Source organism: Elusimicrobiota bacterium, assembly GCA_016788905.1.
Lineage (GTDB): Bacteria > Elusimicrobiota > Elusimicrobia > FEN-1173 > FEN-1173 > JADKHR01.
This window is the reverse complement of record JAEURZ010000002.1, coordinates 1-18,492: the sequence shown is the minus strand read 5'-3', so window position 1 is coordinate 18,492 and position 18,492 is coordinate 1. Positions and strand designations below refer to the sequence as shown.

At 54.2% G+C, this 18,492-nt stretch carries 20 protein-coding genes and 1 tRNA gene; 20 read left to right on the top strand and 1 reads right to left on the bottom strand.

Going from position 1 to position 18,492, the window contains the following annotated elements:
• Positions 1 to 12 precede the first annotated feature (12 nt).
• From JNK54_00810 to JNK54_00715, 20 genes are all read left to right on the top strand, one after another.
• Positions 13 to 747, top strand: a complete 735-nt coding sequence (locus JNK54_00810; protein MBL8022809.1) for a hypothetical protein — start codon at positions 13 to 15, stop codon at positions 745 to 747.
• A gap of 116 nt (positions 748 to 863) precedes the next feature.
• Entirely contained in the window at positions 864 to 1,961 is a 1,098-nt protein-coding gene (locus tag JNK54_00805; GenBank protein ID MBL8022808.1) for a cytochrome c biogenesis protein ResB, read from the top strand.
• On the top strand, positions 1,958 to 3,802 hold the full coding sequence (gene ccsA, locus JNK54_00800) for a cytochrome c biogenesis protein CcsA (protein MBL8022807.1): 1,845 nt from the start codon (positions 1,958 to 1,960) through the stop codon (positions 3,800 to 3,802). Before JNK54_00805 ends, ccsA begins: the two co-directional genes overlap by 4 nt.
• A gap of 84 nt (positions 3,803 to 3,886) precedes the next feature.
• Positions 3,887 to 4,447 carry a bifunctional pyr operon transcriptional regulator/uracil phosphoribosyltransferase PyrR gene (pyrR, locus tag JNK54_00795; protein ID MBL8022806.1) on the top strand — a complete coding sequence of 187 codons (561 nt, stop codon included), beginning with the start codon at positions 3,887 to 3,889 and terminating at the stop codon, positions 4,445 to 4,447.
• The gene (locus tag JNK54_00790) at positions 4,444 to 5,433 is read left to right on the top strand and encodes an aspartate carbamoyltransferase catalytic subunit (protein MBL8022805.1); all 990 of its coding nucleotides are present in this window, start codon (positions 4,444 to 4,446) and stop codon (positions 5,431 to 5,433) included. Before pyrR ends, JNK54_00790 begins: the two co-directional genes overlap by 4 nt.
• A complete protein-coding gene (locus JNK54_00785) occupies positions 5,430 to 6,749 on the top strand; it encodes a dihydroorotase (GenBank protein ID MBL8022804.1) in 1,320 nt (439 codons plus the stop codon). The genes JNK54_00790 and JNK54_00785 overlap by 4 nt, the downstream gene beginning before the upstream one ends.
• A 6-nt stretch (positions 6,750 to 6,755) precedes the next feature.
• Positions 6,756 to 7,850 (top strand): quinone-dependent dihydroorotate dehydrogenase, encoded by a 1,095-nt coding sequence (locus tag JNK54_00780; GenBank protein ID MBL8022803.1) that lies wholly within the window; start codon positions 6,756 to 6,758, stop codon positions 7,848 to 7,850.
• Positions 7,847 to 8,533, top strand: a complete 687-nt coding sequence (gene pyrF, locus JNK54_00775; protein ID MBL8022802.1) for an orotidine-5'-phosphate decarboxylase — start codon at positions 7,847 to 7,849, stop codon at positions 8,531 to 8,533. The genes JNK54_00780 and pyrF overlap by 4 nt, the downstream gene beginning before the upstream one ends.
• 7 nt (positions 8,534 to 8,540) lie before the next feature.
• Positions 8,541 to 9,068, top strand: a complete 528-nt coding sequence (gene pyrE / locus JNK54_00770; protein MBL8022801.1) for an orotate phosphoribosyltransferase — start codon at positions 8,541 to 8,543, stop codon at positions 9,066 to 9,068.
• Positions 9,065 to 10,039, top strand: coding sequence for a phosphoribosylformylglycinamidine cyclo-ligase (locus tag JNK54_00765; protein ID MBL8022800.1), 975 nt, complete (start codon positions 9,065 to 9,067; stop codon positions 10,037 to 10,039). The genes pyrE and JNK54_00765 overlap by 4 nt, the downstream gene beginning before the upstream one ends.
• A gap of 57 nt (positions 10,040 to 10,096) precedes the next feature.
• Complete coding sequence (locus JNK54_00760; GenBank protein ID MBL8022799.1) at positions 10,097 to 10,699, top strand: phosphoribosylglycinamide formyltransferase; 603 nt, start codon at positions 10,097 to 10,099, stop codon at positions 10,697 to 10,699.
• Positions 10,696 to 11,985 carry an adenylosuccinate lyase gene (locus tag JNK54_00755; protein MBL8022798.1) on the top strand — a complete coding sequence of 430 codons (1,290 nt, stop codon included), beginning with the start codon at positions 10,696 to 10,698 and terminating at the stop codon, positions 11,983 to 11,985. The genes JNK54_00760 and JNK54_00755 overlap by 4 nt, the downstream gene beginning before the upstream one ends.
• Positions 11,982 to 12,896: a hypothetical protein gene (locus tag JNK54_00750; protein MBL8022797.1), complete on the top strand. Its 915-nt coding sequence runs from the start codon at positions 11,982 to 11,984 to the stop codon at positions 12,894 to 12,896. The genes JNK54_00755 and JNK54_00750 overlap by 4 nt, the downstream gene beginning before the upstream one ends.
• A 68-nt stretch (positions 12,897 to 12,964) precedes the next feature.
• Complete coding sequence (locus JNK54_00745) at positions 12,965 to 13,297, top strand: hypothetical protein (GenBank protein ID MBL8022796.1); 333 nt, start codon at positions 12,965 to 12,967, stop codon at positions 13,295 to 13,297.
• Complete coding sequence (locus tag JNK54_00740) at positions 13,284 to 13,889, top strand: cyclic nucleotide-binding domain-containing protein (protein MBL8022795.1); 606 nt, start codon at positions 13,284 to 13,286, stop codon at positions 13,887 to 13,889. The genes JNK54_00745 and JNK54_00740 overlap by 14 nt, the downstream gene beginning before the upstream one ends.
• Entirely contained in the window at positions 13,886 to 15,004 is a 1,119-nt protein-coding gene (locus tag JNK54_00735) for an AI-2E family transporter (GenBank protein ID MBL8022794.1), read from the top strand. The genes JNK54_00740 and JNK54_00735 overlap by 4 nt, the downstream gene beginning before the upstream one ends.
• Before the next feature lie 289 nt (positions 15,005 to 15,293).
• Positions 15,294 to 15,369 (top strand) — tRNA-His (locus tag JNK54_00730).
• A 216-nt stretch (positions 15,370 to 15,585) separates the two neighbouring features.
• Positions 15,586 to 17,121: an SDR family oxidoreductase gene (locus JNK54_00725; GenBank protein MBL8022793.1), complete on the top strand. Its 1,536-nt coding sequence runs from the start codon at positions 15,586 to 15,588 to the stop codon at positions 17,119 to 17,121.
• 334 nt (positions 17,122 to 17,455) lie between these two features.
• Positions 17,456 to 17,749 carry a hypothetical protein gene (locus JNK54_00720; protein ID MBL8022792.1) on the top strand — a complete coding sequence of 98 codons (294 nt, stop codon included), beginning with the start codon at positions 17,456 to 17,458 and terminating at the stop codon, positions 17,747 to 17,749.
• A complete protein-coding gene (locus JNK54_00715; protein MBL8022791.1) occupies positions 17,746 to 18,096 on the top strand; it encodes a hypothetical protein in 351 nt (116 codons plus the stop codon). Before JNK54_00720 ends, JNK54_00715 begins: the two co-directional genes overlap by 4 nt.
• Here JNK54_00715 and JNK54_00710 read toward each other — a convergent pair.
• Positions 18,066 to 18,492 (bottom strand): hypothetical protein (locus JNK54_00710; protein MBL8022790.1); only part of this gene is annotated, 427 nt, incomplete at its 5' end. The two genes, JNK54_00715 and JNK54_00710, sit on opposite strands and share 31 nt — an antisense overlap.

The window sequence follows — 18,492 nt, the reverse complement described above, 5'->3', positions numbered from 1 at the left end:
TACAATTCGGTTGTGAGAAAGTTGATTGGTTTTGTCATGTTTCTGTCTTTAATCACGGCTTGCCGACAGCAGGAGATGCAATCCTATTCTGTTCCTAAAGAGGCGGACGTTGCGGTTGGCTCGTCAGGAGAGTCTGGATCCGGTGCTCCCCTTCTGCTGGACAATCCTCCTCCGCTGGATTCCCATTCGTTACCTGAGGGGCATCCGCCTCTTTCAGGAGGCCTTCCTCCGGGACATCCCCCCCTTGGTGCTATTGGGGAGATGACGATGGAAAACGCGGTCGCCCAGGGTCTGACCCCACCTTCTGCTCCGACCGGGGAGGTGACGTGGGTGGTCCCGGCGGGGTGGATCGAGAAACCCGGTTCCGGGTTCCGATACGCGACCTTTTTTGTTCCGGGGCCGGGGGGTCTGATGGGGGAACTTTCTGTTACGGTTCTTGAAGGCGACGCGGGAGGGCTTCTCTCTAACGTGAACCGATGGCGAGGGCAGATTGGGTTGTCGGGTTTGACGGAGAGTGAAATGGCCGCCCATTCAAAAAAAAATCAATTGGTGGGAACATCATTTTCCGTGTTTAATTTTGTGAGCGACGATCCTTTGATCGATGGAAAATTTAAGAAACGTTTGCTGACGGCCGTGAGGATTTCCCGTGGAAAATCTTGGTTCTTTAAATTAACAGGAGAGGATACTGTTGTTCAATCTGCCGAAGTTGATTTCTTTAATTTTTTACAAAGCGTAAAAGGCTTTTGACTCAGGTGGTTGTTTCCATTTTTCCTTTTAGGAGGGATTAGGTGCCAAGCCCCTCCGCTCCGCGCTCGAACTCTTTTTCCCCCTTCTCACTCTGGTTTCGTCAAGGATGGGGACTGTTGGGTTCTATCGAGCTGACGGTAGCAATTTTAGGTCTGATGATGGTGTTAATTTTTTTTGGCACGATTCATCAAGTGCAATTGGGCACATGGTTGGCTCAAAAGAAATATTTTTCCAGTTGGTTTATTTTTTATGAATTCAATGGAGGGGGGCTCCTCCCGGTTTTTCCTGGGGGATACACCCTGGGGCTCCTCTGGCTTCTTAATTTGGTTGCTTCCCACACGGCACGGGTTCTCTGGGAATGGCGACGGGTGGGGTTGTTGTTGACCCACGTGGGTCTATTTGTTTTGGTTTTGGGGCAGGGGCTTACCCAAATGATGGCGCGGGAAAGCCAGATGGCCATTGAGGTGGGCCAAACCGCCTCTTATTCCGAAAGTTACCGAGACGCGGAACTGGCGGTGATCGACACGTCCGCGTCGACCGGCGATGTGGTTCGCGCCATTCCCGCCGCCCTGTTAAAATCCCAAAAGAGAATTCAACACCCAGACCTCCCCTTCGTCATTGAAGTAAAACAATTTTTCCCGAACGCTGTTTTGGGCCGTGGGGGAAAAACATTGGCCACCCTGGGCGTGGGGGTGGGGATCAACGTGGTGGAGGCCCCCCGTGTCACCTCCGACGAATTCATGGACAACGTATCCGCTTTTGTTGAGATCCACGGGGGAGAGAAAAGTTTGGGGGTCTGGCTCGTTTCCATGGGGATCGGTGCGCCACAAACTTTTGTGTTTGACGGAAAAACCTACCGGTTGGAAATGCGTTTGGAGCGCACCTATTATCCCTTCACGTTGCATCTTAAGCACTTCACTCATGACCGCTATCCGGGGACGGAAATCCCGAAGAATTTTGCCAGCCTCCTTCATCTGAAAGACGTTGAACGGGGAGAAGATCGGGACGTTCTCATCTACATGAATCATCCCCTCCGTTATAGAGGACTTACCTTTTATCAGGCCAGTTTCGGGAAGGGAGACCAACTCTCGGTCTTGCAAGTCGTTGACAATCCCATCTGGTTGACACCCTATGTGGCGTGTGTGTTGGTTTCTCTGGGATTGGGGTGGCAATTTTTGGGTGGTCTCCTTCGATTTCGAAGGAAGAAAACATGAAAACTCGTTTCGTTTCCCTTTTCGTGGCTTTGGTGGGAGTCTTTTTAGCCTACGCGCTGGTGGCGGTCGGTGGATCTTCGGGATCCTCGGAACGGCTATTCGGAGACCTTCCGGCATTGGCGGGAGGTCGGGTTAAACCGTTGGATTCCATTGCCCGTAATGGGTTGCTGGTCCTTTCCGGAAAACAAACGGTTCATCTGAATGAGCGACGGATCACGGCCACAGGTTGGCTTATGGACATGGTGTTCCGTCCCTCCTTGGCGGACGTCATCCCCGTTTTTGAAATTGACGACCCCGACGTTCTCGGCCTCTTTGGTATTCAGCAGAGCGCTCAACGCCGCTACAGTTTCCTGGACCTTCAACCGCACTTGGGTGAACTCCAAAAACAGGCGGGTCGGGCCGAAGAGGTCCGTCCGGAACGTCGGTCCCGGTATCAAGGGGCCGTCCTCCGGTTGTGGGGGAAAGTGATCCTTTACTGGCGCCTGCAAAACTCTCTTCAGTTGGCCGATCCTGACGCCGCCTTGCCCGGCGTTTCCAAGCAAACCCAAGAAGTCCTCGCTTATGAAACGGCTCTTGCCGATCGAGACGATCCCAAAAAATTAAAAGAAGCACCCGAAGCGACCCAAGTGATTCGGGCGTTCCATGAACGCTATCACGCTCTTGCCGAACGGGCCGAATTCATGCCCTTGCCCGTCCCTCCGGAGTCAGAGATCACCTGGGTGAGTTATGGTCAGGCGTTGTTGGATTGGACCGATCGCCCTGTTCTTCACCCTGGGGTCAAAGCGTTGTCCCGTCTGGGAGACGCCTATCGCGCGGAAGACACGGAGGTTTTTCTCGCAACCGTTTTAGAATATCGAGCTTGGTTGGAAAAGACCGCTCCCCGCGCTTTGATCCACGCCCATCGCGAACGAATGTTCAACGAGTATGACCCCTTTTACAAAAGCCTCGTGCTGTATGTGGTCGTTTGCCTGTTGGTTTTCGGTTCGTTCCTTCGTTGGCCCACCGCGTTCCGGCAGGCGGGGTCGGGGATTCTTGTTCTCGCGTTCATCCTTCACACCGGGGGTCTTTTGGCACGAATGATTTTACAAGGGCGACCCCCCGTGACGAACCTCTACTCCTCCGCGATTTTCGTTGGGTGGGGAGCGGTGTTTCTTGGCATCCTTTTGGAACGAATGTTTAAAAATGGAATTGGGGCCCTGGGGGCCGCCGCGATTGGATTTTTGACACAGATCATTGCCCTTCACCTCTCCGCGCAAGGGGACACCATGGAGATGATGCGCGCGGTGTTGGATTCCAACTTTTGGCTGGCCACCCATGTGGTGACGGTGACGGTCGGTTACAGTTCCACTTTTCTTTCGGGCGCGTTGGCGATTGGGTTCATTGTCCGCGGTCTTTTTACCAAACATTTTACAGAAGAATCGGCCGAAAATATAACCCGGATGGTTTACGGGATTGTTTGTTTCAGCACATTCTTTAGTTTCATTGGAACCGTCTTGGGGGGCATTTGGGCGGACCAAAGCTGGGGCCGGTTTTGGGGTTGGGACCCCAAAGAAAACGGAGCCCTCATGATTGTTTTGTGGAACGCCTTAATTCTTCACGCGTGGTGGGGGAAAATCGTGGGACGACGCGGTTTGATGGTCTTATCCATCTTCGGTAATGTGATTACGGCCCTCTCCTGGTTCGGTGTGAATATGTTGGGGATCGGCCTCCACTCCTACGGGTTCATGGACAAAGCCTTTCCGTGGATTGTCGTGTTTTCTGTTTCCCAATTTATCCTGATGGCGTTGGGTGCCCTCCCTGTTCGGTTTTGGTCCTCTCCGAACGTCGTTTCTCGTTCTTAGTCCCCCTCCCCCCTCGCGCGGTCGCGCTCAGGACACCCTCCGCTATCGGCCTTCGGAAAAAAATTGGATAATGGAGGCACGCCAATGACCGCTAAACGCCTCCATAACGAAATGGACGTTCGGGATTCACTGGAACATCTCGCCCAGTCCCTTTTGTCCCAAGTGCCCCCACCGCAGAACCAATGGGTTGTGGTGGGTATTCAACGTCGTGGCGTTCCTCTGGCTCATCGGCTCGCGGCGGTATTAGAGCAAAAAGGTGTTCCTTCCCTTCCCGTAGGAAGTTTGGACATCACCTTTTATCGAGACGATTCGGGTGAAGCGTCCCTGCATCCCGTCGTTCAAGAAACCAACCTGCCCTTTGATGTTACCGGTAAAATCGTTTTTCTGGTGGACGACGTTCTTTTTTCGGGTCGCACCATTCGGTGCGCGTTGGATGAGCTCATGGATTTCGGACGACCGGCGCGGGTGTATTTGGTGGTCCTTGCGGATCGCGGTCATCGGGAGCTACCGATTCAAGCCGATTTTGTCGGGAAGACGATTCCCACAAACCGGGAGGAGCGGGTGGATGTCCACCTGACCGAAATCGATGGAGAGGACGCCATTTGGTTGTCTCCGCCGGGCGAGCGGAAAGGCCTAAAGCGATGAAAGATCTTCTAGGGTTAGAGCAACTTTCCGCTGAACAAATTGGGTACATCTTGGATGTGGCGCGGCCCATGAAAAGCTTATTCACTCGGTCGATTAAAAAAGTTCCCGCTCTTCGCGGCCGAACCGTCGCGCTTTTGTTTTTTGAAGCGTCGACCCGAACCCGGAGTTCCTTTGAATTGGCGGCAAAACGACTTTCCGCTGATACCTTGTCTTTCACCACCTCCACCAGCTCGGTGACCAAAGGCGAGTCTCTTTTGGACACGGCTAAAACGTTCGAGGCAATGAAAGTGGATTTTATTGTGGTTCGTCATGGGGCGTCGGGCGCGCCGGAATTAATTGCGAAGGCGGTGAAAGCCCACGTGATCAACGCCGGAGATGGGTCCCATGAACATCCCACTCAGGGGCTTTTGGACATCTTTACTGTTCTCGAGAAGAAAAGAAAAATCCAGGGATTAAAAGTCGTCATCGTTGGGGATATCCTTCATTCACGGGTGGCCCGGTCCAATTTGTGGGGGTTAACGAAACTGGGGGCTCACGTGACTGTTTGTGGACCGGCGACATTGATTCCTCCGGGTCTTCCGGAGATCTTTGGTTCTGGGGTGTCGGTATCAACTGATTTAGCTGAAGCGATCGAAGGGGCCGATGTCATCAATGTTCTCCGGCTGCAACGGGAACGTCAACAGGGAGACTATTTCCCTACAGTCAGAGAATACACCGAACTTTTTGGGTTGACGAACGAACGTCTGCGTGGAGCGAAACCGGACTGTTTGGTTTTGCATCCGGGCCCCATGAACCGAGGTCTTGAAATTTCATCCGAAGTGGCGGACGGGCCGCGGTCTCAAATATTGGATCAGGTGACCAACGGCATTGCGGTCCGCATGGCGGTCCTCCACCTTTTTTCCGGTCCAGAAGGACTGCCGGCTGTTCCTCCCGAGGAAAAACAGACAACCAAATCCGTGCAAACCACATTCAAGGTGCTCTCATGAATCCAACGTCTTCTCCGGCTCCATTCCTCATCAAGGGAGGGCGTGTGGTGGATCCGGCCCACAACCGGGACGGTGTGTTTGACCTCCTGGTGGAAAACGGGAAAGTGGCCCGGATCGACAAATCGCTCTCAGCACCCGTTGGTGCCCAGGTTTTAGACGCCGCAGGGATGATTGTGGCCCCGGGTTTGGTGGATATTCATGTCCACTTGCGTGAACCAGGAAATGAAGGCGCCGAAACCATTGAATCGGGAACTCTGGCGGCGGCGTCGGGAGGGGTCACCAGTGTCGTGGCGATGCCCAACACCCAGCCCCCCATCGATAGCGGGACGGGCATTCGTTTTGTGCTTCGACGGGCCGCGGAAACGGCACACGTGCGTGTGTGGCCGTCGGGTTCCATCACGCTGGGTCGGGCTGGTGAAAAATTGGCGGAGATCGGGGGGATGGCGGCTGCCGGGGCGGTGGCGGTCACCGATGATGGGAATTCTGTCCCTGACGCGCAGGTCCTTCGTCGGGCTCTCGAATACGCCCGAATGTTTGATATCACCGTGATCGAACACGCGGAAGACAAATCACTGATGGCCGATGGGGTCATGAACGAGGGCGCACTCGCCACGCGGTTGGGCTATCGGGGAATTCCCCGTCAGTCGGAGTCCATCGCCGCCGCGCGCAATATCGCTTTGGCGGGCCTCACGGGGGCCCATCTTCATTTGACGCACATCTCCACCCGCGAAACGGTGGGCCTCGTTCGTCAGGCGAAAAAAAAGGGACTTCGCGTCACCGCTGACTGCACGCCGCACCACTTTACGTTGACGGAAGAAGCGGTCGTCCGCTGTGGCACCCATGGGAAAATGAACCCCCCTCTTCGCACCGAGGACGACCGCCACGCTTTGATTGAAGGATTGGTTGATGGGACCATTGACGCCATCGCTTCGGATCACGCGCCCCACACCCGGGCTTCAAAAGAACAAGAATTTTCGGCCGCTCCGTTCGGTATCATTGGGCTGGAAACACTTCTTCCATTGACCGTGACCCAGCTCATTGAACCGGGACACCTCTCTTGGATGGAAGCCATTCGGCGGTTGGCCACGAACCCAGCCAAAGTCCTCAGCCTTCCGGTGGGGGACCTGGCGGAGGGGGCGCTGGCGGATATTGTCATTATTAACCCCATGGAAGAACGTACGATCACAGGGTTCAGCTCGCGAAGTCAAAACTCGCCTTTTTTGGGATGGACGTTGCGCGGGTTTCCTCACTTGGTGATGGTGGAGGGCCGTGTGGTCCTCCGTCGTGAAGCGCTTCGCGCCGCCACCGCGTCCTAAGTGTTCTTGATCGCTTTATTTTACCGCGGGTTCGTTCGCCCCTTTTTTTTTCTATTTCCCCCGGAGATCGCCCACTCGCTGGTTTTGGCCTTGCTCAAAGTGGCCGCCCCCTGGGCCCGCTGGTGGGGACCCTTCTTTAAAATTTCGGATCCCCGTGGGGCGGTGGTGATTGGGACGGGGGCGGAAGCGGTTCGGTTTTCAAACCCCGTGGGATTGGCCGCGGGTTTCGATAAAGACGCGGAGGTTCTCCCGTCCTTAGTGGCTCTGGGGTTCGGTTTTATCGAGGTGGGAACCGTGACCCCGCGCCCTCAATCCGGAAACCCCAGGCCCCGTTTGTTTCGGTTTCCCCATCAGCGGGCCTTGGTGAATCGATTGGGGTTCAACAACGCGGGGGTTGAGGCGATGGCCCGTCGCTTGGAACATTTTCCAAGGGGGAGTATCCCCCTCGGTATCAATATCGGAAAGAACAAAGACACGCCGTTGGAACGAGCCAGCGAGGATTACCAGTTTTGTTTGGATCGCCTTTTCGATTTCGGAGATTTTTTTATAGTAAACGTGAGTTCTCCCAACACGCCGGGCTTGCGTTCTCTTCAATCGGTGGAAGTGTTGGGACCTCTCTTGCGATCACTGCGGCAACGGACCGACGGGTTGTGTGGGGTAAGAAAAAAGAAACGACCGCTCCTTTTTGTCAAAGTTTCCCCGGACGAGTCGGATTACGCGGCCATCGTGGAGACCGTTGTGGCGTCGGGTTTTGACGGATTGGTGGCCACAAACACCACACGGGATCGAACGGGTCTGCCTCCTGGGGCACCCAAGGAGGGCGGGCTGAGCGGGGCGCCTCTGCGGAATTCCTCAACGGAGGTGTTGCGGAAAATAGCCCAGGCGTCCCGGGGCCGGCTCATTTTGATTGGGGTGGGGGGGGTTTTTCGGGCGGAAGATGCTTTAGAAAAAATCTTGGCGGGAGCGTCGTTAGTGGAACTTTACACGGGGTTTGTCTATGGTGGGCCCGTGGCCCCCAAAGAGGTGGCGCGCCGTCTCCCCCGCCTCACGGCACGGAGTGGTTTTGAATCGGTACAAGGAGCGGTGGGAAAGGCCCTATGAAAAAGAAAGAGCTTATCGTGGCGTTGGATGTGGCGGGGAAAGCGGCCCGTCTTTTGGTGCGCCAGCTGGGATCTGTTGTGGATTTCTACAAGGTGCCCCCTTCCGCCACATTGGAAGATGCGGGTTTAATCCCCTGGCTGCGGGCCCGAAAAAAGAAGATCTTTCTGGATTGCAAATGGTTGGATATCCCCTCCCAGGTTCAGCGCTCGGTGGAAGCGGCTGGTCGACGGGGAGTGACGGCGGTAACGATCCATACGGGGGCGGGGCGTGCGGTGATGATCGCGGCGGTTCGCGCCCGCCCCAAACCGTTGGTTTGGGGGGTGACGGTGTTAACCAGTTTGGGCGCAGAAGATTTGCGGGAGGTGGGTGTTCGGGCGACGCCCTTGGCTCAAGTCCTTCGTTTGGCCCGGTTGGCCCAATCCGTGGGTTTGGACGGGTTGGTGTGTTCTCCCCGTGAGGTGGCCACTCTTCGGCGAGCGGGAATACGGCTGCCTCTGATTACGCCGGGAATTCAGTTTGGGGGTCACGTGGGGGGAGATCAAAAGCGTACGGCCACACCCCAGGACGCTTGGGGGGCGGGGGCGACCCATTTGGTTGTGGGGCGAAGTATTTTGGAGGCATCCGATCCGGCCCGAACGGCTCGGGAAATCCTAAAATGGAGGGGAAAGGGTCATGCTTCCTGAGAAAACCATGGACCGGACTGCCCTAGCGGCACGTGTTTATTCTGTGTGCAATTTGAAAGGAACTTTTCGTCTCCGGAGCGGGAAGGTGTCTTCCGAATATTTTGATAAATACCTTTTTGAGTCTCGGCCGGACCTCTTAAAAGAAATTGCGCGGGAGCTTCGGCCGCTCATCCCAACGGGAACAGAAATTCTTGCGGGGCTGGAAATGGGGGGCATCCCGGTGGCCACGGCCCTTTCCCTTGAAACCGGTTTGCCGGTGATTTTTGTTCGGAAGAAGGCCAAAGACTATGGCACGTGTAAAGTGGCCGAAGGGCCAACTTTTAAGGGGCGAAATGTTCTCGTGATTGAAGATGTGGTGACATCCGGCGGCGCTGTTACGGATGGGGTTCGGGCGTTGCGCGACCAAGGGGCCCGAATCCATACGGTGCTTTGTGTGATTGATCGGGAATCCGGGGGATCTGAAAATTTAAACAAAGACGGGTTAACCTTGAAACCTCTTTTCACAGCCACTCAACTGCGGGCAGGAGACAAATGATGGCCAAGAAAAAAAGTTGGACCTACAAAAAAGCAGGAGTTGATATTTCAGCGGGGGACGCCCTCGTTGACCGGATCAAGAAACGGTTGCCCGGCATTGGGGATTTCGCGGGCCTCTTTCCGTTTCCTTCGGGGATGAAGAAACCCTACTTGGTGGGTTGTACGGACGGGGTGGGCACGAAACTTAAGATTGCCCAGGAACTGGGGGGGCATGACACGATCGGGATTGACCTGGTCGCTATGAACGTGAACGACCTCATTTGCACGGGGGCGCGGCCGCTCTTCTTTTTGGATTATTTTGCCACAGGGCATTTGGACGTGAACGTGGCGGAACGGGTGATCCAAGGGATGATCGTTGGGTGCGAGCAAGCCGGTTGTTCCCTGATCGGTGGGGAAACGGCAGAAATGCCGGGGTTTTATAAACCGGGTGAATACGATTTGGCTGGTTTTTCCGTTGGGGTTGTTGATGGGGCTCACCGCGTCCGAAACGATAAAATAAAACCGGGTGACGTTCTTCTTGGGCTTCCCAGTTCGGGGGTCCACTCCAATGGGTATTCGTTGGTGCGGGCTCTCTTTCGTGGGGGCGACTTGAAGAAATGGAAGTCCGCTTTGCTGGCCCCCACAAAAATTTATGTCAAGCCGACCCTGGCCGCCTTAAAGAAGTTTCCCGGAGCGATCAAGGGTATCGCCCACATTACGGGCGGTGGCTTGGTGGAAAATATTCCTAGGTTCCTCCCCAGAAACTGCAACGCCGTTCTCCATTTGGCCACCTGGCCGCTGCTGCCTGTGTTTAACGAAATTCGTCGGCGGGGCGATGTGGCAGACGCGGAGATGTACCGCACCTTCAATATGGGGCTCGGTCTGGTGTTGGCCGTTTCTCGAGAAAAAGCCGCCGCGGTCAAAAAGTTTCTTTCCCCGTGCTATGAAGTGGGGCGCGTGGAGAAAGGGCAACGTGTGGTGCAATTACGTTGAAGAGAGGCGGATCATTCGGTTGTCCGAAATTCTCGATGCTATTGCGATGGAGATGAAGTGACGGGTCTCGGGGTTCTTGTTTCAGGTGGTGGTTCGAATTTCGAAGCTTTGGCGCGGGCGTGTGGCGAAGGCGATATTCCGGACACGCGAATTCATCTTTTAATTTCGAATAAACCCGGGGTGGGTGCGTTGGATCGGGCGGCGCGGGCGGGGATCGAATCATTCGTTTTAGAACCCAAACATTTCTCCGACAGAACAACGTATTTTGAGCGGCTGGCGGAAGAGTTGAAGAAACGTGGGGTTGACGTGGTCTGCTTGGCGGGATTTCTCCTGAAAGTAGAGCCCAATTTTATTCATCATTTCCCTGGCCGAATCCTGAACATTCATCCCTCGCTCTTACCCAAATTTGGGGGCAAGGGGATGTATGGAACGCGTGTGCATGAGGCTGTTTTGTCTTCCCGGGAAGAAGAGTCCGGATGCACGGTTCACCTGGTGGACGAGGAATTTGACCATGGCCCCCTCTTGGCACAGTCCCGGGTGCCTGTTCTTTCCGGGGACACGCCGGCCACATTGGCCGCGCGGGTCTTGGTGGAGGAACATCGTCTTTATCCGGAAGCGGTCCGAGATTTTATTCGTGGTTTGAAAAAGGAGAACGCATGATTCCCCGTTACACGCGACCCGAAATGGCGGCACTTTGGACAGACGAATACCGGTGGAAAGCCATTTTGGAAATTGAGCTGTTGGCCGCGGAGGCCTATTGTCAGACGGCGGAAGACAAGCGGGCGGTTCGGATCTTGCGCCGAAAAGCTCGCGTGGATGTCCAACGAATTCTTGAAATCGAGGCGACCACGAAGCACGATGTGATCGCTTTCCTCACCCAAATTGAAGAAAGGGCAGGGCCGGCGGCCAAAGTTCTGCACCGCGGTCTCACGTCATCGGATGTGTTGGACACCGCGTTGGCTGTCCAGATGACGAAATCCATTGATCTCCTCAGTGAAGGGCTGCGAAAGCTCATGGTCCCGGTGAAACGGTTGGCGCGCGCGCACGCGACCACCCCGCTCATGGGACGAAGCCATGGGGTCCATGGGGAACCGATCACGTTCGGTTTTAAGGTGGCCGGTTGGTACACGGAATTGAAACGGAATCTTCGTCGCTTGTCCGCCGCCCGAGGGGAGGTGGCCTTTGGCCAGTTGTCGGGGGCCATGGGAAATTTCGCGCATCTGAATCCTTCGGTGGAGGCGACGGTGTGTCGCCGCTTGGGCCTTTCCCCAGAACCCGCTTCCACGCAAGTGATTCCCCGGGACCGCCACGCTGTTTTTATCCAAACGATCGCGCTCGTGGGATCGGCCCTGGAACGAATCTCAACAGAGATCCGTCATCTCCAACGGACGGAGGTGTTGGAAGTCGAAGAACCATTCTCCAAAGGCCAAAAGGGTTCGAGCGCAATGCCGCACAAACGGAACCCGGTGGCTTCTGAAAACATGTGCGGATTGGCCCGACTTTTACGTTCCTATGTTACCCCCGCGCTTGAAAATATTGCGCTCTGGCATGAGCGGGACATTTCCCATTCATCAGTGGAACGTGTCATTTTGCCGGACGCGGCCGTAACATTGGATTACATGCTTCATCGTTTCACGGGCGTCCTTCAAGGGTTACAGGTCTATCCGGATCGGATGAAAGCCAACATGTCCAAGACCGCTGAAATCGTGTGTTCCCAGCGGGTGGTGGTTGCTCTCACGCGGAAGGGACTTCCTAAGCAAGAAGCCTACGAAATTGTGCAGGGCCACGCGTTACGGGCCTGGACCCAGGGAACTCCGTTTCGTTCCGCTGTGGAGGCCGACGAGCGGGTTTCAGAGCGGTTAACTTCCCGGGAACTGGGCGACTGTTTTAATTTGGAGCCATTCCACCGCAACACACCTGCCGTTCTTCGGCGGGCCCTGGCGTGACGGTTTCTTCCGGCTCCCCAGGAATTCCACCCAAAGACAAGACACATTTTCGACTGCTGTCGATGCAGGACGCCATGGGATTTGGGTTCGGTGCCTTTTTTTCCCATTATTTCCTTTGGGGAACCATTGGATTATTGATGGGGGTCGTTCACCACTATCTGATGGGTTTCCTGGCCCCAAACGGTTCACCGACCCTCTCGGAACGTTTGGTGGAAGGGGTTTTTCTCTTCCTTTGGCCCTTTGTGGTTTCGGCTCATGCGGCGTCTCAAGCACAAGATGGGGGTAAACCCAGCTTGGGCGATCTGTTGAGTCTTCGTCATTTTTTTTCCGTAACGTTTTCTATTATTAGTCTCGTGGCCATTTCGTGGGGTGGGGCTTATCTGTTGGTTGAGGGGTTTGTTCATTTTTTTCCGGAAGGGGTGAAACCGCTCAGCCAAACAATGACGGAGCCGTTCTCTGTTTCATCCGGTTGGATCCTCTTGGCCCTGATGGCTCTCGGCGGGGCGGCGGTAGCGATCCCTTACTCCTTCGGGCCCTTTGTGGCGCTTCATGAGGGGGAGGGGTTTATTAAACCTTTTGAACGTAGTAAATATTTGTCCCGAGAAATTCGGATTGGTCTCTTTTTTTTGCATGGGTTCAATTTCCTCATTGTTTGTGGGGGCTATCTCCTCTTCAGTAAACTGTCCAAGGGTTCCACTCTTTTTCATCATGTGGGAGAATCTATCGTCATTGCCGCTCTGGCGGGGTTGGTGGGGCCCATCTTGAATCATGCTTACCGCCAGGCGTTCGCTCTGGATGAAGACCCCACCATCCGAAGAGCTCCCCGGGAAACGCGAGTCCGGGTTCGTATTCAAGACGACGACCTCTCGGATCAGTTTTCTGTAAAGGGAACCCGATCTTTCGACAAATAAGAGAAGAGTTCTTTTCGACTTCTCCTTGAAATTTTATCGCATCTCAACAATACTAAAGCGAGGATCCCATGTCTCTTGAACTCTATATCGCAATCCTGTTGACCGTGGTCGTTCTCTCCATTGTGGTGGGGACGGTGGCGTTGGTGGTGGTCCTTCTTCAATTAAAGCGAGCGGCTCGTTCCGTCGAACGTGTGGTGGAACGTACCGGAGACCAGATCGGCCAGCTGGGCGAAATGGCGGGATCCCTGGGGCAAGTGGCGCTCGGAATCGCGGGCGCCATGGGCAAAAAAACGGTGGTTGGCGCGGGCCTCTTGTATAACCTGTTCCAATTCTTCCGTCATCGCCGAAAAAAAGATTCCCCCTCTTTTGAAGAAGAGGATAAAAAGGATGACGGGAACTGACGCTGAACGAACAGAGATGGGACGCGGGGTCTCTCCGGCCCCCCGTCGCGGAACATTGGTGGGCCGTCTGGGGGCCCGGCTTCGCGCTTCGGTGGAGTTATTTTTAGGAGATCCGGTCCACAGGCAAAAAATCCATTTTTTTCGCAACATTATCCTTTTCAAAGATCTGGGTCGGTGGGATTTGGCGCGCCTGGTCAACCGGATGATGGAAAAAACATACGCGCCTGGGGATGTGGTTTTTCAGGAAGGGCATTTGGGCCGGGCCTTTTTTATCGTGGCCGAGGGAAGTGTGGAAGTTCTTCGTCGCGATCCCACCTCGGAGGTTCCCGAGCCAGTGGCCAAGTTTGGGCCGGGCGATTTTTTTGGTGAGATGGTCCTTTTGGATGAACTCCCCCGGTCGGCCACGTGCCGGGCCCTCGAAACGACCCGCCTTCATGTCATGTACAAAGACCACTTTGATATTCTGCGAGCTCAATCCCCTCGAGCGGCGGCATTGATTTTGCACGCGCTCGCTCGTCTCCTTAGCGCTCGACTTCGGCGAGAACGCCGGTTGCCGCGTCAGCCCCTCTCCCCGGACCATCCGGTCCAATGACCCCGTTTCCGTCAAAGGTGGCTAGACCTTCTTTTCCCGTATCGGGGACTGTTGTGTTGCTTCTCTTAGGGGCTCTGTGCTGGTTCTTTTATGCGGTCCGAGCCGTGATCACTCCATTTGTTTTGGCCGCGGTTTTGGCCTACCTTCTTAACCCGCTGGTCTCGTTTCTTGAAACCCGGGGTGTGCGTCGGGAAAAAGCGGTTGTGGTTCTTTTTGCTGCTCTTCTGGGAACCACCACAGTGTTTACCTACTGGGGCCTTGTGGTTCTCTGGCAAGATTTGCCGGATTTGCACGCCCAATGGCCCAAGTATATGGATCAGGCAGAGCAAGCCATGCGAAAAGTTCAAACCTCTCTGGAATTCGAGTGGCCCTATTTTCAAAAAACAAAAATACTTGAACAGGCCATCACGGACGCGATGTCCTGGGTTCAAACCAATTTCTGGCATTCATCAGCGGTGGTGACGTCTGTTTTAGGATTAGTGGTCAATCTCCTTTTGGCCCCGTTTATCGCTTTCTTTTTTCTCCGAGGAGGATCGCGGGGGGCCCAGATGGCGTTGGACGCCTGTCCGGGGGCCTGGGTGGAACGGTTTTTGAGCCTGATCAATAAATTTGGCGAGGTATTTGGTCGATACGCGCGGGGCGTGATCGTGGAAGCCTTTCTTGTTGGGGCACTCACCGTTTTAGGTCTTCAAATGATGGAAATCCATTACGCCGCGTTGATTGGGATTACCACGGGTGCGGCCAACATGATCCCGTATTTTGGACCGATATTGGGAGGGGCGGTGGCGATCCTCGCCGCCATTTTCCAATTTGGAACTTTCGGGGAACCCCTACGCGTGGTTGGGTTATTCGTGCTCATCCATTACATTGATAGTTGGGTTCTTCAACCTCTCATCATGAAACGGGCGGTCAATTTAAACCCTGTTACCGTTGTTTTTGCCTTGATGTGTGGTGCTCAACTGGGCGGAGTGTGGGGGTTGGTGTTCGCGGTTCCCGTGGCGGGGCTTCTTAAAGAGGCGGGGGCCGTTTTTTATGTGTGGTATCGGGCCGAGCGAGGTTTGATTATTCCGTCAAAAGATTTTGCCCTCGCCGCGGCCAAACCCTGGATCGTTTAACCCCTCCCATTCTTCTCGACGGTGTTGTATAATCTCTTTCTATCAAGATCTGGTTTTTCCCATGCAATGGGGACCCGACAAACGAGATAAATTTACGGTGGGTATAGCTCAGCGGGTGGCCAGCCGAAGTCAAATGGCCTTGAATGGCCATTTGCGAACTTCGGCGAGTTTGGCCACGGGCCCGAGATGGTGAGGGCCCCGGCCTGGAGGCGCATCGTCTGATTTGAGTGCGCCGGAAGGGAGCGTCCGCAGGAACAAGAGTGGACCCGACAAACGAAACGAATTTACGGTGGGTATAGCTCAGCGGTTAGAGCGTCCGGCTGTGGCCCGGAAGGCCGCGGGTTCAAATCCCGTTACTCACCCCAATTTGAGTTCTTCACGTATAGAACCTCCCATTCCCCTTAATTCTTGGGGGCTTTGGGAGGTTCTAACCGTTTAGGGAGGGCTTGTCTTCGGGTGTGGGGATCGTCCGCTGTAAAAAATGTTGTCCCACAGTTATTTTGGCTAAAGTTTTTGGTCCAGCAGAGTTTGCTCAGTTCATTCTTTCGGTGGATGGTATTCAATTGACGACTCAGAAGAAAATAGCGGCGCCTCACTACACCCACGATGAAATCCAGGGATGTATTGCCCTGCTTGAGGGACTCCTGGCCAGCCATGAGGAATTTATTCAGGTGCCTAAGGAGCAACGGCAGGCTCTTCTTACCGTAACTGGAAAGCTATCCCATCCGGATAAGACCGTTTATCGCTTGAGAAAAAATCTCCGTCATGTTCTTGAAAAGCAAAACATCGACACTTACGAGCGCGCGGCCCGGGCCGCCACGGGTATTCGCGCGGCACGGACGAACAAAGTATTTGCCGCGCCCCAGGAAATCCCGACCCGGATGGGGCAGTCCCCTGGGGAATACACCAACCTTATCAATGGGCGCTCCTGTTATGTCTGTAAAATCGATTTCAAACGGCTCCATTTTTTCTACGATTCCCTGTGTCCCTCCTGCGCCGAACTGAACTATTCAAAAAGGTTTCAGACCACTTCTTTGAAAGGGCGGACGGCCCTGATCACCGGGTCACGTGTTAAAATTGGCTACCAGTCCACATTGAAACTCCTTCGTTCCGGCGCCGAAGTTATCGCCACCACCCGGTTTCCCATGGATTCGGCCTTGCGGTTTTCCCAGGAAGCTGATTTTGGACAGTGGAAAAATAGGCTCCATATTTACGGGCTCGACCTTCGCCATACACCCAGCGTGGAACTGTTTTGTACTCACATCGAGAAACAGTTTAGCCGTTTGGACATCCTGATCAACAACGCCGCCCAAACCGTCCGTCGTCCTCCCGGGTATTACGCGCACCTCATCGCGCGGGAGAATTACAGACACAACGAATTGTCCCCGGCCCTTCAATCGGTTCTTTCTTCTTTTGAAGAATGTAAATTGGGATTGGGACTTCCCCTCCATTCTCAAACGGAAAAGGCGCTCAGGTCCCTCCCTTGGCAACAGCCCGCCCATGGGCTGGGATTATCGTCTTCCGCTCAACTGTCCCAAATTCCCTATACCCACGATGCTTCCCTTAAACCGGAAGAAATATTTCCCGATGGGCAGTTGGATTCGGATTTACAGCAGGTGGATTTGAGAAAAACCAATACCTGGCGCCAAAAACTCGGGGAAATCCCGACGGCGGAACTCATCGAAATTCAACTGGTCAACGCCATCGCACCCTTTGTCCTCTGTAACAAACTGACCCACCTCATGAAACGGGACAACACTGGGCAAAAGCACATCGTGAACGTCTCGGCCATGGAAGGGAAATTCGACCGTTACGTGAAAACAGATCGACACCCCCACACCAACATGGCGAAAGCCGCCCTCAACATGCTGACGCATACGTCCGCCAAGGATTTGGTCAAGTGCGGCATTTTTATGAATTCTGTTGATACGGGCTGGGTGACCGATGAAGACCCGGCCGCGTTATCCAGCCGAAAGCAAGAGGTCCACGACTTTCAGCCTCCCTTGGACATTGTTGATGGCGCGGCCCGCGTCTGTGACCCCTTTTTTAACGGCATCCTTACCGGAACCCATTTTTCCGGCCAATTCTTAAAAGACTATTTTCCCGTCACCTGGTAGCGGGGGGTATCCCCCCCCGGAGACCGATTCCGTTTGGCGGCACGGTTCTGATCCGACAAGAATAATCCGGTAAAGGAGTTCCTGGAATACGTTTTTTCCTTTAGGGAGAAAGGTTCTAGGGGAAGGGTGTTGCCGACCCCTGGCCACAGCGTAAATTCCGCGCGCGGCCCCTTTCAAAAACATCTTCTTGATTTATTTGGTCCTGCATATGGTAGGGTGCATGTATATCTACCTCAAAACTTCACCCAAGTGATTTCCCAGTTTCTTTTCAGGCAATAGTTTATAGGGCCCTCGCGCTTTTTCAAAAGCGTTCCCCGAAACAGACAAAATGAAGATGAAAACAAAAGCAGTGCGTCATCAATTGACCGTATTGCATGTGGGAACATTGAATAAGCCTATTGGGACCAATCAAGGCTATTCCCCCATTGAAACGGTTATCTACAACATCGATAAAGGACTGGTCTCGCGGGGGGTCCGATCCATTGTGGCTTGTTCGTCAGATTCGCACGTTACTGGAGAAAAATACACAACGGTGGATCGGGGTTTTGGTGATTATTGCCAGGCGGACATTCGGGGGGGGCCAGACGGAAGGACCACCATCTCAGGAAAACTCTGGAACGTTGCATGAAGGGAGATGTGGACATTGTTCATATGCATGAATGGATGGAACATGTCTATGACGGGACGTTTTATCCACCCCTTCCCATCGTTATGACGTTGCACGTCGAAGCCCAAAACAGCGGACTGGATTGTGTTTTGAAAAGTCGAGACCCTCGCCAGGGGCATCCCCCTGTTTATTACACCGCCATCAGTGAATATCAAAAACGCGACTATTCGAAATTAGCCCATATCTACAGGGTTGTTCATCACGGGGTGGATATTGAACCCACACCCCTCCCAGGGGGAGGCGCAATCTTTTTTTTAGTTGAAATTGGCCACGGTTTTCACGCTGCTTGTTTTACCCGTGCATCCTGAATATTTAATCTAGCCATCCGCATTGCCCTCCTGATGGCGGGTAAATGCCTATGGCCTCTGGTGGTCCTTAGGCGAGGTTCGATTTCCAGTAAAGCGGTCGCCACCCATCGCTGCCGCTGGTTGCTCGTTCTCCACCGGGTCACCCGTGCCGTTCGTCGCTCAAGAAGCCCGTTAATATTCTCCACGATATTCGTGATTTTTAAACTGACTCCAAGTTCCTCGAACATCCCCAACCGATGGAGCGTCAACGTTTCTTCAAACCCCTCGTCCAAACTCGTTACCGCTGACAAATTGACAATTTTCAGCTCTGCCCGGATCGTCAGCAGTCGTTTCTTCGCTTCATCGTAAGTCGGTTTTTCATATCCCGCCTGAAGCTTATTTCGAAACTCTTCCTGG

What these genes read in the sequence shown, in the direction of transcription:
- JNK54_00715 (MBL8022791.1), top strand. Translation starts at nt 17,746, where the DNA reads ATGAAGGGAGATGTGGACATTGTTCATATGCATGAATGGATGGAACAT.
- JNK54_00765 (MBL8022800.1), top strand. Translation starts at nt 9,065, where the DNA reads ATGATGGCCAAGAAAAAAAGTTGGACCTACAAAAAAGCAGGAGTTGAT.
- JNK54_00735 (MBL8022794.1), top strand. Translation starts at nt 13,886, where the DNA reads ATGACCCCGTTTCCGTCAAAGGTGGCTAGACCTTCTTTTCCCGTATCG.
- pyrF (MBL8022802.1), top strand. Translation starts at nt 7,847, where the DNA reads ATGAAAAAGAAAGAGCTTATCGTGGCGTTGGATGTGGCGGGGAAAGCG.
- pyrE (MBL8022801.1), top strand. Translation starts at nt 8,541, where the DNA reads ATGGACCGGACTGCCCTAGCGGCACGTGTTTATTCTGTGTGCAATTTG.
- JNK54_00745 (MBL8022796.1), top strand. Translation starts at nt 12,965, where the DNA reads ATGTCTCTTGAACTCTATATCGCAATCCTGTTGACCGTGGTCGTTCTC.
- pyrR (MBL8022806.1), top strand. Translation starts at nt 3,887, where the DNA reads ATGACCGCTAAACGCCTCCATAACGAAATGGACGTTCGGGATTCACTG.
- ccsA (MBL8022807.1), top strand. Translation starts at nt 1,958, where the DNA reads ATGAAAACTCGTTTCGTTTCCCTTTTCGTGGCTTTGGTGGGAGTCTTT.
- JNK54_00720 (MBL8022792.1), top strand. Translation starts at nt 17,456, where the DNA reads ATGAAAACAAAAGCAGTGCGTCATCAATTGACCGTATTGCATGTGGGA.
- JNK54_00785 (MBL8022804.1), top strand. Translation starts at nt 5,430, where the DNA reads ATGAATCCAACGTCTTCTCCGGCTCCATTCCTCATCAAGGGAGGGCGT.
- JNK54_00790 (MBL8022805.1), top strand. Translation starts at nt 4,444, where the DNA reads ATGAAAGATCTTCTAGGGTTAGAGCAACTTTCCGCTGAACAAATTGGG.
- JNK54_00755 (MBL8022798.1), top strand. Translation starts at nt 10,696, where the DNA reads ATGATTCCCCGTTACACGCGACCCGAAATGGCGGCACTTTGGACAGAC.
- JNK54_00740 (MBL8022795.1), top strand. Translation starts at nt 13,284, where the DNA reads ATGACGGGAACTGACGCTGAACGAACAGAGATGGGACGCGGGGTCTCT.